We start from the raw sequence: 15,279 nt of genomic DNA on the forward strand, positions 1-15,279 counted from the left end.
AGGGCAAGTGAGATGACGGACGGCTGGCGCCACACCGAAAGACCTTTTCCGTGGCGCCGGTCGCTCTGGATTGCCGCGCTGCTGACGCCGGCGCTGGTGGTCATGGTGCTGTTCGTGCTGTGGCCGCTCCTGTCGGCCTTCCGCTTCGCCTTCTATGAGTTCAACGGCCTGCGTCCGTCCGGCTTCATCGGTTTCGAAAATTTCCGCGAGGTCCTGTTCGAAAAGCCATATAGCGACTGGACTTACAATGCGCTGAAGCACAACGTCGTCGCCTTTCTGGCGCTGATGGTCTTCGAGAACGGCACTGCTTTCCTGATCGCCTTCGCGCTGCTCAAGGCGCTGCCGGGCCATCGCGTCCATCAGGTCATCGTCTTCCTGCCGGTGGTGCTGTCGGCGGTGATCGTCGGCTTCCTGTGGAAGCTGTTCCTGCATCCCCTGTTCGGGCTGGTGAACCAGCTCCTTGGCCTGGTCGGCGTCGGCGCCATTCCGTGGCTCGGCAACGAAAACACTGCGCTCGGCAGCATCCTGTTCGCCAACATCTGGCACTGGCTCGGCTTCCCCACTCTGGTGCTGCTTGCCGGCATGCAGCGCATCAGCAAGGACGTGCTGGAGGCCGCCCGCCTCGACGGCGCCGGCGACTACGCGCTGATGACGAAGATCGTCTGGCCGTTGATCGCGCCGAGCGTCACCATCGTCACCATCCTGACCTTCATCGGCAGCTTCAACTGGTTCGAAATCCCTTATGTGATGGCGGGCCTGACCGGTTCGCCGGGCGGCTCGACCGACGTGCTCGGCCTCTATTTCTACCGCACGGCCTTCGGCAGCACGACCACCGGCATCCAGGATTTCGGCCAGGGCAGCGCGCTGGCCGTGCTGATGTTCGTCTTCGTCGCCGGCGTCACCGCCATCGCCCTGCGTTACCTGCGCCGTCGCGAAATCGAGCAGTGATGAGGGATCGCGGCGAGACGATCAGGAACGGCGCCATCCAGCTCTTGCTGGCGGTCAATGCCGTGATCATGATCTATCCGCTGTTCGTCATGGTGGCATCGTCGTTCAAGACCAACGCCGAGATCTTTTCCTCGCCGCTCTCGCTGCCGACGCATTTCTCGACCGCCAATCTGGAGAAGGTTTGGACCGAGACCAATTTCGTCCGCTATTTGGCAAATTCGGTTGGCATCACCGCGGCCTCGGTCGCGCTGATCCTTTTGTTCAGCACGCTCGCCGGCTATGCGATCGCCCGCTACCGGTTCCGGCTGAGCTCGCTGGTCCTGATGTTTTTCCTGAGCGGCATGACCGTGCCGCTGAAGCTGGCGATCATCCCGCTGTTCATCCAATTGGACACGCTCGGTCTCGTCGACAGCTATCTCGGGCTGGTGCTCGTCTATGTGGCCATGGGCATTCCCTCGGCTGTCTTCATCATGACCGGCTTCCTGCGCACCTTGCCGCGCGAGTTGGAGGAATCCGCCCGTATGGACGGCGCCAGCGAGTTCCGCATCATGTGGTCGATCATGCTGCCGCTGGCGCGGCCGGCGCTGGTCATCGTGGCGATCCAGAACGCGGTGCCAATCTGGAACGACTTTTTCTTCCCGCTGGTGCTGATCACTTCCGACAATTTGAAGACACTGCCGCAAGGGCTGACCGTGTTCGTCGGCGAATTCACCACCGACTGGGGGGTGCTGTTCACCGGGCTGACACTGGCGGCGCTGCCGATTACCCTGCTCTATATCGTGCTGTCGAAGCAGTTCATTTCTGGCATCACGCAAGGCGCGGTGAAATAGGCGCAGTCAGACAGCGAAGAGATCGAGGCATCAAAAGTGGCGAACCAGAACAAGATCATCATCACCTGCGCCGTAACCGGCTCGATCCACACCCCGTCAATGTCGCCGCATCTGCCGGTGACGGCCGAGGAGATCGCCACCGCCGCCATCGAGGCCGCCGAAGCGGGCGCCGCGATCGTCCATCTTCACGCCCGCAATCCGGTCGATGGACGCCCCGACCAGTCGACAGAGGCGTTCGCCCCTTTCCTGCAGGTCATCAAGCAGCGCTCCAACTGCGTCGTCAACATCACCACCGGTGGTGCTGCGACGATGAGCGTGGAGGAGCGCGTCCGACCGGCGAAGGTGTTCGCGCCCGAGGTCGCGTCGCTCAACATGGGCTCGATGAATTTCGCGCTGTTTCCGATGCTGGAGCGCTTCAAGACCTTCGAGCATGATTGGGAGCGGCCTTATCTGGAATCCTCGCGCGACCGCATCTTCCGCAACACCTTTGGCGACATCGAGCACATATTGCGCACCTGCGCCGACAACGGCACGCGCTTCGAGATCGAGTGCTACGACATCGGCCATCTCTACACGCTGGCGCATTTCGTCGAGCGCGGCCTGGTCAAGGCGCCGTTCTTCGTCCAGAGCGTGTTCGGCATCCTCGGCGGCATCGGCACGCATCCGGAGGACGTCGCCCATATGAAACGCACGGCCGACCGCCTGTTCGGCAACAACTATCACTGGTCGGTGCTGGGCGCCGGCCGCCACCAGTTGCCGATCGCCACGCAGGCGATCGCGCTGGGCGGCAATGTGCGTGTCGGCCTGGAGGACTCGCTGTGGATCGGCAAGGGCAAGCTTGCCCGCTCCAGCGCCGAGCAGGTGACCAAGGTCCGCCAGATTATCGAAGGCCTCGGCGCCTCGATCGCCACGCCCGACGAGGCGCGCCATATCCTGCAGCTCAAGGGCGGCGACAAGGTCGCGTTCTGACTGGGGCGCCGGTCAGCCGAACATCCGCTCGCCCTGCTCGTCGACGAGTTGGATGCCCTTCTTGATCGAGATGTCGACGGCGTCGTCCAGCCCGGCGAAACGGTCGGCGCGGATGAAGCGGTGCTCTTTCATCACGCCGTCCACTTCCTTCGAGACGACGCCGCAGGTCTGGTACTGGCCTTCGGCCTTGTAGGGCGTCGCGCTGATCAGGAATCCCTTGTGCTCGACCTGCTTGGCCGGCTTGGCGGTGCCGGTCTCCGTTGCCTCGCTGCCGCCGCCGCCAAAAAGCTTTTTCAGAAAAGACATTTTTCAAAACTCCCGTTCACGCCCACACAAGAGGAATCACGGCATTCCCTGTTCGCGCAGGCCCTGTTCACGCAGGCTTCGTCTCAGCATGCGCGAATGCGCCGCCGTGTTCCAGCCCCTTGACGAAAACGCCGACAAGAAGCTCGATCTGATGCCAGATCTCCTCGGCCTGCTTGCTGTTCGAATTTGCAACATAGCCACTGGTCACAATGCCATGCACGCTTGACCACAAGGTCCGCGCCGCAAGCGCGCGGCGGTCGTCGTCGAGGCCGAAATCGCCTGCCTTGAGCACGCCGGCGACGATGTCGAAGAGTGCGTCGAGCAGCGCGTCATAGGCGTCCGGGCCAGGCCGCGTCGCGCGGCGGCGGTTGAAGGCAAGCACCGCCGGCCAACTGCCGGGATGCGCCTCGACGAAGCGCACATAGGCAGCCGCCATCGCCAGGATGCGATGCTGGACATCGGTCACCCCTTGCCTTTCGAGATCGGCCATCGCCGCCAAGCCTGTCGCGCCCAACCGGTCGAGCAGCCGCATGTTGACGGCGCGGTGCACCTCGTCGAGATCGGCAAAGAGGTTATAGACGGATCCGACGGAAATGCCGGCCTGCTCGGCGATGGTGCGCGCTTTCAGGTTCTCGGCGCCGCCCTCGTTGAGCAGCGCCTCGGCGATGGCGAGCACCTTCTCGCCCATCTCTTCCTTGTCCAGCGCCATGCTCTTTCCTGTCCTTATGTCCGAAGTCGCAAGCCTAGCCCGGAATCCATTCCATTTGCTTGCGTTTACCATGTCCGGCGGCCCATGAACAGCGTTCAAAATAATCCTTGAACAATGTTCATTTCCTGCTATGTTGAGTTTGTGAACATCGTTCACGTAAACAGGGAGAAGACCATGCTTAGCCTGATCAAGACATTGCTGGACGGCGCCAGCGCACGGGCCGAGGACAATCTGAAGGATCGTTTTGCGATCGACCTCCTGGCCCAGCGCATCCGCGACGCGGAGGCGGGCCTTGCCGCCGCCAAGCAGACGCTCGCCTCGCTGATCGTACGCCAGCGAGCCGAGCAGACCAGCCTCGACCAGCTCGACCGCCGCATCGCCGATCTGGAGACCCGCACGCTCAGCGCGCTTTCGGCCAACAACCAGGCGCTTGCCGAAGGCGGCGCTTCCGCAATCGCCGAACTCGAGAACGAGCGCGAGGTCCGCCGCGCCACGGTCAAGAGCCTGGGCGAGAAGACCTTGCGGATGCGCCTGTCCGTAGAACAGGCGCATCGCCGTATCATCGATCTCAACCAGGGCATGATTTCCGCCCGTGCGATCGATGCAGAACGCAAGGCGCAGTCCCGTCTCAACCGTTCGATCGGCCGCACGGCGAGCATCAACGAAGCGGAGGAATTGCTTGCTCGCATCAAGGAAAGCAGCGACCCGTTCGAGGAGGCCGGCATCCTCGACGAGATCGACGGCGATCTGCGCCACGAGGCGATCCGTGAACGCCTCGCCGAAGCAGGCCACGGACCGGCCACCAAGGTGCGTGCTGAGCATGTCCTGGCGCGCCTGAAATCGCTGAACTGAGCCCGAAATTTCCAAAACGGATCAAAGCAAAGGAACACCACGATGAACGGCAATCGGACCTACATCCTGTTCAACACTTTGTCGGTGGGCGCCGCCTACTTCATGCTGGCCCTGTCGCTGTGGCTGGCGCCGGTCGACCTCTCGACCAAAGGCTACTGGGCGATGGGCGTCCTCTTGCTCACCGGCAGCCTGGTGAACCTGGTCAAGTACCGCACCGACGAGCGAATCGCGGCCGAGACCACGGCCAAGATCGAGAAGGCGCGCAACGAGAAGCTGATCAGCGAATATGTCGGCAAGGATTGATTTCTGCTGCTGCTGATCGCTTAACTGAACATAGAAAAGCCCGGAGCGATCCGGGCTTTTCGGGTTCTATGTGAGGATGCCTTAGCGGCGCGACAGCGCCTCGATCGCCTCGGCGGCGTCTTCCAGGATGCTGATCGCCTCGGCCTGCTTGTCTTCCGGCGCGTCGGCGATGTCGCCGAGCGCGGCGCGCAGCCGGTGGCGCAGCGCGCGGAACCGGTCGCGCGTCTCCGAGCGGCCGCGGCGCCCCTCGTCCTTGTCGTCGCCCCAGCCGAACCATTCGCGCGCCGCGGCCATCTTGCGGCCGAAACGCTCAAGATGGTCGAGCACGCTGTCGATCATCTCGCGATTCTCCTCGAGATGCGCCTTGCCGGCTTCGGTGATCGAAAACACCTTCTTGTTGCCTTCGCTCGAGGACACCGCGTAGCCCGCCTCCTCCAGGAAGGTCAGCGTCGGATAGACCACGCCCGGGCTCGGGCTGTAGACGCCGCTGGTGCGTTCTTCCAGAGCCTTGATGATGTCGTAGCCGTGGCGCGGCGCGTCGGCCAAAAGCGACAGCGTGATCAGCTTGAGATCGCCGTCGGCCAGCATGCGCCCGGCGCGGAACATGTCGCCCGGGCCGCCGCGTCCGCCGCCCCTGCCGCCATGGCCGAACGGGCCAAAGCCACCGCCGCCGCGGCCGCCGAATTTGCCGGCCATATGCATGAACATGCGCTCGCCGAAGTTGTTGTGTCTGTGCATGGATTGCTCCTTGAGTTATATCTTACGATATATCGTAAGTAAGGATCATCGCTTGCGAAGTCAAGATATATCTTAAGATGTATCTTACGCCGTGCCAAGACCGCTTATGCGTCTTCGTATAGCTGGGCCGAGAGCGCTACCAATGGCCCTTGCGTCGGTTCCAGGCGTAGAGCACGTCCGCGAAACGGTCATAGGCAAAGCGCGTCAACGGCAGGGCGATTGGGTTGCCGAACAAGCTCGCCAGCCATCCCCCGCCCGGCGTGATCCGCCAGACCGCGATAGCCACGTCGGCGCCAACCAGCAACCGCCCGCTGGCGTCGGTCGCGTGCAGGCGCCGGCGGATATCCTCCAGCGAGGCGCCGAATGCGGAGAGCGCCTCGGGTTCGAAATTGATGTCGCGGAATTCGACGCGGCCCGCCTTGACCGCTTCGGCGAGCCGCCGCTTCTGGTGGTTGATGCCGGCGTCGCACACCGGACAGCGCGTGTTGTACCAGACGGTGAGCAGCGGCTCGGGCATGGCGCGACTATCGGGAATGCGGCGCGGCTTCGCAACAGCCGCGCCGATCCCTAGGCTAAGTCGCCTTACCCGAGCGAGCTGATGATTTCGCGATAGGCGAATTCCGGGAACGCCTTCATCGTCCGCGTTTTGACATTGCCGCCCGACGACAACAGCAGCGCGAAGCGGGCGAGCACCGCATCATCCGGGGCTTCGACGATGGCGACCATGTCGCATTCGCCCATGGTCAGATAGAACGACTTGAACGATCCGCCCATTTCTCCCAGCAGCTTCTTGGCGGCATCGAGCCGCTTTGGCGACTCCCGCACATTCTTGGCGCCCAGCTCGGTCCAGTTGATAAGCACGATGTAGGTTGTCATGGCACACCTCCCTCCGGCGCCACGGAGCTCGACGCCTGGCCGTTACGACCGGCGCCGGGGCGGGCATCCGGCTTTGTCGCCCATAAATGCATCCGACCCCGAAATTATCCTCCTGTCGGGCAAAGCCGGCAAGCCGGCATGAGAGACGGCCGGGAACGAAAAAGGGCGCCGGAGGCGCCCTTTGGATCTTGATATGTCTGGTTCCGCTCAGCTGTCGAGGAAGCTTCTGAGCTTACGCGACCTGCTCGGATGCTTGAGCTTGCGCAGCGCCTTCGCCTCGATCTGGCGGATGCGCTCGCGGGTGACCGAGAACTGCTGGCCGACTTCTTCCAACGTATGATCGGTGTTCATGCCGATGCCGAAACGCATGCGCAGCACGCGTTCCTCGCGCGGCGTCAGCGAGGCAAGCACGCGCGTCGTCGTCTCGCGCAGATTGGCCTGGATCGCCGCGTCGATCGGCAGGATCGCCATCTTGTCCTCGATGAAGTCGCCGAGATGCGAATCCTCCTCGTCGCCGACAGGCGTTTCGAGCGAGATCGGCTCCTTGGCGATCTTCAGCACCTTGCGCACTTTTTCCAGCGGCATGGCGAGCTTCTCGGCCAGTTCCTCCGGCGTCGGCTCGCGGCCGATCTCGTGCAGCATCTGGCGCGAGGTGCGCACGATCTTGTTGATCGTCTCGATCATGTGCACCGGAATGCGGATGGTGCGCGCCTGGTCGGCGATCGAGCGGGTGATGGCCTGCCGGATCCACCAGGTGGCGTAGGTCGAGAACTTGTAGCCGCGGCGGTACTCGAACTTGTCGACCGCCTTCATCAGGCCGATATTGCCTTCCTGGATCAGGTCGAGGAACTGCAGGCCGCGGTTGGTGTATTTCTTGGCGATGGAGATGACCAGGCGAAGGTTCGCCTCGACCATTTCCTTCTTCGCGATCGCCGCCTCCCGCTCGCCCTTCTGCACCTGGTTCACGATCTTGCGGAATTCCAGGATCGAGATCGCCGTTTCGGTGGCGAGGTTCTGGATCTCGGCGCGCAGCTCCTTGATCGCGTCCTTCTCGTTCTTGGTGAACTCCTTCCAGCCGCGCGAGGTCAGGTTGGCGATCGAGCGGGTCCAGTTCGGATCGAGCTCCGAGCCCTGATACTCCCTGAGGAATTCCTCACGGCGCACGCCATAGCTTTCGGCGAGGCGCAAAAGCTTGCCCTCGTTCTGCACCAGGCGCTTGTTGATGTCGTAGAGCTGCTCGACCAGCGCCTCGATGCGCGCGGCGTTGAGTGACAACGACTTCACCGCCTTGATCAGCTGGTCCTTCAGCTCCTTCAGGCGGCGGTCCTGGCTGGGCGACAGCGTGCCGGCCGCGGCCAGTCGGTTCTCGACCTGCTGGTCCTGCAACTTGCGCAGCTTCTTGTAGGTGTCGGCGATGACGTCGAGCGTCTCCATCACCTGCGGACGCAGTTCCGCTTCCATCGCGGCCAGCGACAGGCTCGCCTCGTCCTCGTCGTCTTCCTCTTCCTCCAGCCCACGCGTGTCGCCGCCGACATTGGTGATGTCGTCTTCTTCCTCGCGCGCCGCCGCGCGGCCGCGCGGCTTCTCTTCGGGCTTGGGCGCTTCCTCGACGCGTTCGACCACGGGCGCCTGCTTGGCCTCGGGGCCGGCATAGGTCGCCTCGAGGTCGATGATCTCGCGCAGCAGGATCTTCGATTCGTTGAGCTCGTCGCGCCAGATGATGATGGCCTGGAAGGTCAGCGGGCTTTCGCACAGACCCGCGATCATCGTTTCGCGGCCGGCCTCGATGCGCTTGGCGATCGCGATTTCGCCCTCGCGCGACAGAAGCTCGACCGAGCCCATCTCGCGCAGATACATGCGCACCGGGTCGTCGGTGCGATCGGTCGGCTCTTTCTTGGTGGTCGTGGCGGCGACGGCGGTGCCGGTCTGCTCGGCGAGCTCGTTGGCGTCTTCCTCGGCGTCGGCGGCCGGCTCAGCTTCGGTCTCCTCGCCCACCTCGTCGTCCTCGACGACGTTGATGCCCATGTCGCTGAGCATTGCATTGATATCTTCGATGCGGTCCGGATCCGTCTCTTCCGAGGGCAGCACCGCGTTGAGCTCGTCGAGCGTGACATAGCCGCGTTTCTTCGCGGCCTTGATCATCTTCTTGACAGCATCGTCGGAAAGGTCGAGCAGGGGGCCATCGGTGGCGCCTTCGCGTTCGGTCTCGACCTCTTCCTTTTCCTTTGTCGCCATTCTTTGTCGTCTCCAAGCGGCCGAATATCGAGGCCGCATAAACTGCCGTACCGGTTATGCTGGACGCGCTCGCGCCAGAACGCTTTTCATCGGTCCGGCAACCGTGTCATCGCTTTTGTTTTGTGCCTGTCGCTAGTCCCAAACCGGTTTCCACTTTTGGGCGACATGCATTAAGTCCAGATTAACCCTGATATCTGGAGCGGGCACTTTGCCTGTCCAGTTGTCACCAGTGCCTCACATCGCTCGAATTTCCCGCCGACGCCGGGGCACGGGTTAACGTTTCGAATCGTCCTGATTCCGCCAATCTGCCAGAAGGTCAAGCGCCTCTGGCATGATTCGCATGAAAAAAGCGAATCAATTACCCGACTTAGAGGCGTCGATTCGACGCGCTGCGCATTTCCACTTCACTTCCAATGGAGGTATTCGGCCCTAAACGCGGCCAACCCTGCCCGATGAAACGCCAAACCCTTCGATCAGCGCTTCCGTTGCCTGCACATCGTTGAATTGCGCTTGAATCTCGACGAGATGCCGGAAGTTTTCGTCCGAAGGGTCTGCATCGAGCGCCGCCTGCGCCTGTTTCAGCTCTCTATGTAATGTGCGGGCGCTGCGCTGCAAGTGCATCGCCTGGTTGAAGGCGTCGCGGGCATCCTCGAGCGCCGCGGTCTCCAGCGCCGGCCATTGACGCGCGCGCTTGATCAGCTCCACCGCCCGCTCCCAGATGCCGCCGCAGCCGGCGCGCTCGATGGTGGCGATGACCGCGCCGCGCTCGTCGGCCGCGTCATGCGCCATCGCGTCGAGAATGGCGGCATGGAGCTTCAGCAAATCCGAATTGGCGAGGTCGAGGAATTCGACATGCGCGAAATTCTCGTCGATCAGCGCCGGATGGTTGACCAGCGCCACGATGATTGTCGCCTCGCGCACCGACATCCCCTCGCCCCGCTTGACCAGCGCCGACTTGCCGAGGCTTTCGCTGATCGCGATGCGCCCGCTTCCGCTCTTGGCGAACTGTCCACCGGGTGCCGCGGCTTTGCCTTGGCCGCGCTCGCCTGGTCGGCCGCTATCCTGGCGGCCCTGCCGCGGGCCGCGCTGCGAGCCGAAGAAGCTCAGCTCCCGCTCGCGCATTTCCTGTTGGTAGTGATAGCGTGTGCTTTCGTCGCGTATACGACTTGCGAGCTCACGCAGCCTCTTTCCAAGTTCCGCCCGACGCTCCGGCGTGTCGAAGACGCCGCCCGCAGTCTCGCGCATCCACAACAGATCGACCAGCGGTCGCGCATCGGCAAGCACCGCGCGAAATGCGTCCGGTCCGTCCGCCTTGACCAGATCGTCAGGGTCCTTGCCTTCCGGCAGCAGCGCAAAGCGCGCCGAGCGTCCGGGTTGGACTGCCGGCAGCGCCAGGTCGGCGGCGCGCCATGCCGCCTTCAGCCCCGCCTGGTCGCCGTCGAAGCACAGAACCGGCTCGCCGGCCATGCGCCACAACAGCTCGAGCTGGTTTTCGGTCAGCGCCGTGCCGAGCGGCGCCACGGCGTTCTCGAAGCCGGCCTGCGTCAGCGCGATCACGTCCATATAGCCTTCGACCGCGATCACCGTGCCGCCCTTGGCGAGAGCTTTGCGGGCGCGGGCGAAATTGTAAAGCACATTGCCCTTGTGGAAGAGCTCGGTGTCGGGCGAGTTCATGTATTTGGCCAAGGCGTCCGGCGCCAGCGCCCGCCCGCCGAAGGCGATGATCTTGCCGCGCGAATCCGGGATCGGAAACATGATGCGGTCGCGGAACCAGTCATAGGAGACCGGGATGTCGTCGCCATGCCGCACCAGGCCGCAAGCCTCGATGTCGGCCTTCGGCACGCCCTTGGCGGCAAGATGTTCCTTGAGCGCATTGCGGCTGTCCGGCGCATAACCCAGCCGGAACGACTGCTGCGTCGCCGGCGTCAGCCCGCGGTCGCGCAGATAGGCGCGGGCCTTGGCACCCTCCGGTCCTTGCAGCCGCTCCTGGAAGAAGGCGGTCGCCATTTCCATGACGTCGGTCAGGCTGGCGCGTTCCTTCTCGCGCCGTTCCTCTTGTTCGTTGCGCACCGGCATCGGCACGCCGGCCATCTCGGCGATCTTCTCGACCGCTTCGGGGAAGCTCATGCCGTCGAGTTCGGTGAGGAACTTGAAATGGTCGCCCGAAACCGAGCAGCCGAAGCAGTGGTAGCGACCCTTCTTGTCCTCGCAATGGAAGGACGGGCTCTTCTCGCCGTGGAACGGGCAACAGGCCCAGTAGTCGCCGCGCGACGCGTTGGTCTTTTTCCTGTCCCACGCGACGCGGGTGCCGATGACCTGCGAAATCGGCACGCGGTCGCGTATCTCGTCGAGGAAGGCGGGCGGAAAGCGCATCGGGGAAACTCGTTTGCCCTCCATATAATCAAGCCGCCCGGGCACGGCGACTCCGTCCGGCCCATCGTACCCGCTTTTCACAGACGAAAAGAAGGCGGCCGGGCGGCCGCCTTCTGAATTTCGGGATTGCCGTGGATTACTGCGCGGCGATCGCGCCAAAGATGATGCCGGAAAGGACGCTGACCAGCACGTAGTCGTTGCCGACGCGGATCCACTCCTGGCCGGGGCCGGGGCGGCGCAGGCCATGGCGGTTCCAGTCGCGGACCGCCTGGTGACGTTTCCAGTTGGAATAGCGCTGGCCGTTGCGCCAATGGCTGCGCTTTACCACCTTCTTCTTGACGATGACGCGCTTGTCGACATGCCGATTGGGCTTCTGCCAGTCGACCTGCGTGTAGTTCGACTGCGGCGCGCTCGGCTGGGCGAGCGGCGCGGCCTGGCCGGAGAAGGCCGAGGCGGCCAGCATGGAGGCGGTGACGGCGGAAAGTATGAGACGCTTCATGGTCAGTACTCCTTGTTGTCGATAGGCAGAGGAATAGCCGCCAATGAATGAACTGAAACTGAACATGAAAATTACAATTCTGTAATGGTTTCCGATGCTTGCAGAGCCTGCTTCAACAAGGCTTGGATCGCGCCGGTCGTGCCGTCCCGGCATCGCTTCATTCCGAGCGAAGGCGCAGCCGCCAGCGCATGCAACCAATGTTTCCGCCATTCATTTCCGACATGCGCCGTCGAGTCGGGACTATCATCGCATCAGAAAAATCTATTATTCGGCTAATCTTAATTGGTATATTTCCACGCATTGAAATGATTGAGATTCGTCCTCCTCCACGCATTGCCAGAGCCACCTTGCGAGGTCGGCCTTGAGCGGCTCCGTCGTCCTCCTGCACCTTGCCGGCGCGGTGGCGCTGATGCTGTTCGCCACCCGCATGGTCAAGACAGGCGTCGAGCGCGCCTATGGCGACGTGCTGCGCCACAGGCTGCGCGCCACCATGCGCAATCCGGTCATGGCGGTGCTGGCCGGCTGTGGGCTGGCGGTCGCGCTGCAGAGTTCGACCGCGGTGACGCTGCTGGTCGGCTCCTTCGCCGGAGCCGGCATCGTTTCGGGCGCCGCCGGGCAATTGGCAGTGCGCGGCGCCGAGATCGGTTCGGCGCTGGTGGCCAAGCTGCTCACCTTCGACCTGACGCTCTTGGTGCCGCTCTGCCTGATCGCCGGCACGGTCATGTTCATGGCCACCGAGCGGCGCGATTGGCGGCAGCTGGGCCGTATCCTGATCGGCGTCGGCCTGCTGATCCTGTCGCTGGAGATGATCGGTCAGGCGTCGGAGCCGCTGCGCAACAGCCAGTTGATGCCGCTGATCATCAATTATTTCTCGGGCGACTCCATCACCACCTATCTCCTGGCCGCGCTGGTCACCTGGCTGTTCCAGTCCAGCATTGCCGCGGTGCTGCTGATGGCGACGCTGGCGGGCCGCGGGCTGATCACGCCGGAGCTCGGCGTGGTGCTGGTGCTTGGCGTCAACCTTGGCTCGTCGCTGATCGCGCCGATGTTGACGCGGTCCGCGCCGCCCGAGGTGCGCATCGTGCCGATCGGCAATCTCTTGATGCGCGGCCTCGGCTCGCTGATCATGCTGGTGCTGATCATGACCTTCAAACCGGATGTCGCCTTCCTCGGCAAGACCGCGCCGGATCAGATCGTCAACGCCCATATCCTGTTCAACGTGCTGATCCTGCTGGCCGGACTGCCGCTGGCCGGCCTCGTCTACCGCGCTTCCGAAAGGATCGTGGCGCTGGGCAGCAAGCCTCAACCGGCCGCCGCGCTCGAGGTCGTCGAGCTGTCGGCGCTGAACGAGAGCGCCCTCGATACGCCGAGCCAGGCGCTGGCCAACGCGACGCGTGAGGTGGTGCGGGTCTGCGAAATCGTCGAAATCATGCTGAAGCGCATCATCGAGCTTTACGAGGATGCCGACCCCGCCAAGATCAAGGCGCTTGCCGCGCTCGACGACCGCGTCGACAGGAAGCATGCCGCGATCAAGCTCTATCTCGCCAAGATCACCAGGAATCCGCTGACCGAGGACGAGGCATTGCGGTGCCAGGAGCTGATCGGCGCTTGCGTCAAGCTCGAGCAGGTCGGCGACATCATCGTGCGCAACATGCTGGTGCATGTCAGGAAGAAGCTGGAGCGCGGCCTGGAATTCACGCCGGAAGGCTGGCAGGAACTTTGCGCTTTCCATTCCTCCGTGCTTGCCAATGCGCGGCTTGCCTTCAACGTTCTGGTCTCGCGCGATCCGGAAACCGCCAGGCAATTGGTGCTGGAAAAGGACCTGCTGCGCGAACGCGAGAAAGAAACCAGCGCCAGCCATTTCGTGCGCCTGCGCGAAGGCACCGCCAAGAGCGTCGAGACGAGCTCGATCCACCTCGACACGATCCGCGACCTGAAGCAGATCAACTCGCTGCTTGCCTCCATTGCCTATCCGGTGCTGGAGGAGCGCGGCCTGCTTGGCGGCTCGCGGCTGAAAGCCAGCTGAGGTTATCGAAGGCAGCCGAAAAATTAATCTTTGCTCATCCTCGCTTCCGTCGGCTAAGGATCGCCTGAGGGACCTGTTAAGAGGACGATCCGTCGATGGACACGCATTCGCGCAGCTTCGCCAAGGCGCTTTCCTGGCGCGTCACCGGCACGATCGACACGATGATCATATCGCTTGTGGTGACCGGCAGCATCAAGCTCGCGGCCACCATCGGGCTCACCGAAGTCGTCACCAAGTCGCTGCTCTACTACCTGCATGAACGGGCCTGGCTGAAGATCCCGTATGGACGCAAAACGGCGGCGTAGTCGCGGCGGCAGGCCGGTTCTGATCGGTCGGTCAAGAAAAGCTAAAGCGCCATCGTCAATTTCTGCATTGCCGCGCCCGCCCGAGCGTGGTTTGAGGCGTGCATTCCTCGCCTGTGTTTTGAACCATGCTGCCGCTGATTGCCCTTTTCCTTGCCGCCTTCGCCTTCGGCACCACCGAATTCGTCATCGCCGGCGTGCTGCCCGAGGTGGCGCAGGGCCTCGGCGTTTCGGTGCCGACCGCAGGCTACCTCGTCTCCGGCTATGCCTGCGGCATTGCCATCGGCGGCCCGCTGCTGGCATTGGCCACTGGCAAGGTTTCGCGCAAGACGCTGCTGATCGGGCTGACGATCGCCTTCACCCTTGGTCAGGCGGCCTGCGCGCTGGCGCCCGATTTCACCTCGATGCTTCTGCTGCGTATCGCCACCGCCGTGGCGCATGGCTGCTATTTCGGCGTCGCCATGGTGGTCGCGGTCAGCCTGGTGCGCGAGGACCAGCGCGGCCGGGCGGTCGCGGTCATTCTCTCGGGGCTGACGGTCTCCAATGTCATCGGCGTGCCGGCGGGAACGGCGATCGGCAGCCTGTGGGGTTGGCGCGCGACCTTCTGGGTGATGGGCGCGCTGGGCATCATTGCAATCCTCGCCATGCTGGCGCTGCTGCCGCGAACGGCGGGCGCCGCCAATCGGCCAGCGGGCCTGGCGCGCGAAGTTCGTGTGCTCGCCCGCCAGCAGGTCTGGACGTCGCTGATCCTGATGCTGATGCTGATGATCGGCCAGTTTGCGCTGTTCACCTACATCACCCCGATGCTGCTTGAAGTGACTGGCCTCGACGAGAGCCTGATCCCCTTTGTGCTTTTGCTCAACGGCGTCGGCGCCACGATCGGCGTTCTGGTCGGCGGCAAGCTCGCCGACTGGAAGCTGATGCCATCGCTCATCGTCATGCTTGCCCTGCAGGCGGTGGCGCTGGGCATCATCCATCTTGTCAGCCCCTACCCGGTGCCGATGGTCGTCGCCATCGTCATCTGGGGTGGTCTCAATTTCGCCATCGGCGCGCCGATCCAGACACGCATCCTCGCCTGGACGGCCGATGCCTCCAACCTCGCCTCTTCGCTGATCCCGTCCGGCTTCAATGTCGGCATTGCGCTGGCCGCCTCGCTGGGCGCGGCGATGCTCAATGCCGGCTACGGCTATCGCAGCCTGCCGCTGGCAGGGGCCCTGGCCATGCTGTTGGCGGTGGTGGTAGCTATCGCCTCGCAGGCCTGGGAGTGGCGCAGCCGCGCGATCCCGCCGCTGCCGGCGGCGGCTGAATAGCAG

16 protein-coding genes are annotated in these 15,279 nt (G+C 63.5%); 8 read left to right on the plus strand and 8 right to left on the minus strand.

The genetic code is table 11. The annotated features are described in order from the left end of the window. Positions 1-12 precede the first annotated feature (12 nt). Genes FJ414_RS01740 through FJ414_RS01750 form a run of 3 tightly spaced genes read left to right on the plus strand, consistent with a single transcriptional unit; the run spans position 13 to position 2,747 of the window. Entirely contained in the window at positions 13-948 is a 936-nt protein-coding gene (locus FJ414_RS01740) for a sugar ABC transporter permease (protein ID WP_140640656.1), read from the plus strand. After that, complete coding sequence (locus FJ414_RS01745) at positions 948-1,778, plus strand: carbohydrate ABC transporter permease (protein ID WP_140640658.1); 831 nt, start codon at positions 948-950, stop codon at positions 1,776-1,778. The genes FJ414_RS01740 and FJ414_RS01745 overlap by 1 nt, the downstream gene beginning before the upstream one ends. A 36-nt stretch (positions 1,779-1,814) precedes the next feature. After that, positions 1,815-2,747: a 3-keto-5-aminohexanoate cleavage protein gene (locus FJ414_RS01750; protein ID WP_140640660.1), complete on the plus strand. Its 933-nt coding sequence runs from the start codon at positions 1,815-1,817 to the stop codon at positions 2,745-2,747. Positions 2,748-2,759: 12 nt separating this feature from the next. Here FJ414_RS01750 and FJ414_RS01755 read toward each other — a convergent pair whose 3' ends face one another. Continuing rightward, a complete protein-coding gene (locus FJ414_RS01755; protein ID WP_140640662.1) occupies positions 2,760-3,053 on the minus strand; it encodes an HlyU family transcriptional regulator in 294 nt (97 codons plus the stop codon). Between the two features lie 67 nt (positions 3,054-3,120). Beyond that, a complete protein-coding gene (locus FJ414_RS01760; protein ID WP_140640664.1) occupies positions 3,121-3,762 on the minus strand; it encodes a TetR/AcrR family transcriptional regulator in 642 nt (213 codons plus the stop codon). Between the two features lie 174 nt (positions 3,763-3,936). On the opposite strand from FJ414_RS01760, the gene FJ414_RS01765 reads away from it, so the two are divergent. Both FJ414_RS01765 and FJ414_RS01770 read left to right on the plus strand, forming a co-directional pair. Beyond that, on the plus strand, positions 3,937-4,614 hold the full coding sequence (locus FJ414_RS01765) for a PspA/IM30 family protein (protein ID WP_140640666.1): 678 nt from the start codon (positions 3,937-3,939) through the stop codon (positions 4,612-4,614). A 42-nt stretch (positions 4,615-4,656) separates the two neighbouring features. Continuing rightward, positions 4,657-4,917 carry a YiaA/YiaB family inner membrane protein gene (locus FJ414_RS01770; protein WP_140640668.1) on the plus strand — a complete coding sequence of 87 codons (261 nt, stop codon included), beginning with the start codon at positions 4,657-4,659 and terminating at the stop codon, positions 4,915-4,917. Between the two features lie 81 nt (positions 4,918-4,998). On the opposite strand, the gene FJ414_RS01775 is transcribed toward FJ414_RS01770, so the two are convergent. From FJ414_RS01775 to FJ414_RS01800, 6 genes are all read right to left on the minus strand, one after another. Continuing rightward, entirely contained in the window at positions 4,999-5,655 is a 657-nt protein-coding gene (locus FJ414_RS01775) for a PadR family transcriptional regulator (RefSeq protein ID WP_140640670.1), read from the minus strand. Between the two features lie 136 nt (positions 5,656-5,791). Then, a complete protein-coding gene (locus tag FJ414_RS01780; protein WP_181166798.1) occupies positions 5,792-6,172 on the minus strand; it encodes a DCC1-like thiol-disulfide oxidoreductase family protein in 381 nt (126 codons plus the stop codon). A 65-nt stretch (positions 6,173-6,237) separates the two neighbouring features. After that, positions 6,238-6,531 carry a GYD domain-containing protein gene (locus tag FJ414_RS01785; RefSeq protein ID WP_140640672.1) on the minus strand — a complete coding sequence of 98 codons (294 nt, stop codon included), beginning with the start codon at positions 6,529-6,531 and terminating at the stop codon, positions 6,238-6,240. A 207-nt stretch (positions 6,532-6,738) separates the two neighbouring features. Continuing rightward, positions 6,739-8,766 carry an RNA polymerase sigma factor RpoD gene (rpoD, locus tag FJ414_RS01790; RefSeq protein ID WP_140640674.1) on the minus strand — a complete coding sequence of 676 codons (2,028 nt, stop codon included), beginning with the start codon at positions 8,764-8,766 and terminating at the stop codon, positions 6,739-6,741. Positions 8,767-9,195: 429 nt separating this feature from the next. Further along, a complete protein-coding gene (dnaG, locus tag FJ414_RS01795; RefSeq protein ID WP_140640676.1) occupies positions 9,196-11,139 on the minus strand; it encodes a DNA primase in 1,944 nt (647 codons plus the stop codon). A gap of 136 nt (positions 11,140-11,275) precedes the next feature. Continuing rightward, positions 11,276-11,638: an RcnB family protein gene (locus FJ414_RS01800; protein WP_140640678.1), complete on the minus strand. Its 363-nt coding sequence runs from the start codon at positions 11,636-11,638 to the stop codon at positions 11,276-11,278. A gap of 361 nt (positions 11,639-11,999) precedes the next feature. Between FJ414_RS01800 and FJ414_RS01805 the strand changes: the two genes are divergently transcribed. The 3 genes from FJ414_RS01805 (at position 12,000) to FJ414_RS01815 (ending at position 15,276) form a co-directional block, all read left to right on the plus strand. Further along, positions 12,000-13,664, plus strand: a complete 1,665-nt coding sequence (locus tag FJ414_RS01805) for a Na/Pi cotransporter family protein (protein WP_140640680.1) — start codon at positions 12,000-12,002, stop codon at positions 13,662-13,664. 95 nt (positions 13,665-13,759) lie between these two features. Then, positions 13,760-13,969: a DUF2061 domain-containing protein gene (locus FJ414_RS01810; protein WP_140640682.1), complete on the plus strand. Its 210-nt coding sequence runs from the start codon at positions 13,760-13,762 to the stop codon at positions 13,967-13,969. Positions 13,970-14,094: 125 nt separating this feature from the next. After that, complete coding sequence (locus FJ414_RS01815) at positions 14,095-15,276, plus strand: MFS transporter (protein WP_140640684.1); 1,182 nt, start codon at positions 14,095-14,097, stop codon at positions 15,274-15,276. Positions 15,277-15,279: the final 3 nt, after the last annotated feature.

The sequence above is a fragment of the Mesorhizobium sp. B3-1-6 genome, assembly GCF_006439555.1.
GTDB lineage: Bacteria > Pseudomonadota > Alphaproteobacteria > Rhizobiales > Rhizobiaceae > Mesorhizobium.